Source organism: Nodosilinea sp. LEGE 07298 (assembly GCF_015207265.1).
Lineage (GTDB): Bacteria > Cyanobacteriota > Cyanobacteriia > Phormidesmidales > Phormidesmidaceae > Nodosilinea.
Genome location: NZ_JADEXE010000612.1, coordinates 1 through 1,034, shown reverse-complemented (window position 1 = coordinate 1,034; position 1,034 = coordinate 1). Strand labels below are relative to the sequence as shown.

Sequence of the window (1,034 nt, the reverse complement as noted above, 5' to 3'; positions counted from 1 at the left end):
GTATCGAGGGGTTGGGGGCGAAAACGTCAGTGATGGATGGGCTGATGAGATATGGGGAGTCTGACGGTATGGCCAAACTGGTCGTTGCAGGGGGCTGGGTCTCGGTTAGCCAGGCCAGGGCATCAGCTTCTGAGGGCAGTGCTTCATCCCAGGTTGTGTCGGTCAAATCGTTGTCGCCAAAAACCGAGGCTAAAAACTGCTCTGCGGCGGGCTCTAAGGGCAGGTCTAAATCTGGCGCTAGAGGCGATTCTGAGGTTAATTCTAGGGATGTTGCGGGGGCTGTTGCCAGGGCTTGTAGGGCTGCTGAGGGAGAACCCCCGGTGGTGGATTTGGTCGTTAAAACGGCGGCTCGGCCCTGGCGAAAATCTGCGATCGCTAGCCGAGTAATTTCCACCGCTTGGTCTGGGTTAGCCGCCAGCGCTTGTAGAGCCGTCTCGGCAATCTGGGCAAACCCCGATAGATCGAGCAGTTCGGCAAAGCCTAAGAATATTTCGGCCTGGGCTCGCAACTCTCCGGCAAGTTCGTGGGTCTGGGGATTCTCCAGCACCTGGGCTAGGTGGTCTAGCCCCTGCTGGACATCCACTTCAAAAATAGACGTGGCCATGTCAAACCCCAGATCTGAGGAGCTGGGGATGAAATTCTCGGTTTCGGCGATGGCGCTAGCCAAATGTTGCTCTAGTTGGTGTAAAACGGGTTCTGCCTGGGCTAAAGCCTGGTTGCCATCAAACTTCCCTTCGGTCATCTGCTGGGTTAGGGGAAGGCGCAGGCAGTCAAAGGCCTGCAACAACTGACTTTCTAGCTCGCTGTTGACTACGACCGCTTCACTGTAGAGCGCTTTGAACAGGGCTTCGAGCCGGTGGGCGATCGCCTTAATTGGCTCCAGGCCAACGCTGGCTGCTCCACCTTTGAGCGAGTGGGCCGCCCGCATAATCTGGTGAATCTCAGCGGTGTCTCTCTTCTGCCCCAGGGTGAGCAGCCCTGACTCGATGGTTTGTAGCAGCTCCGGGGCCTCTTCTAAGAAGAATTGGTAGGCC

The 1,034-nt window shown here is 57.1% G+C and carries 1 protein-coding gene; it reads right to left on the bottom strand.

From position 1 onward, the window contains the following. A partial coding sequence (locus tag IQ273_RS33410) for an Hpt domain-containing protein (RefSeq protein WP_194027356.1) occupies nt 1-1,034 on the bottom strand: 1,034 nt, incomplete at both ends.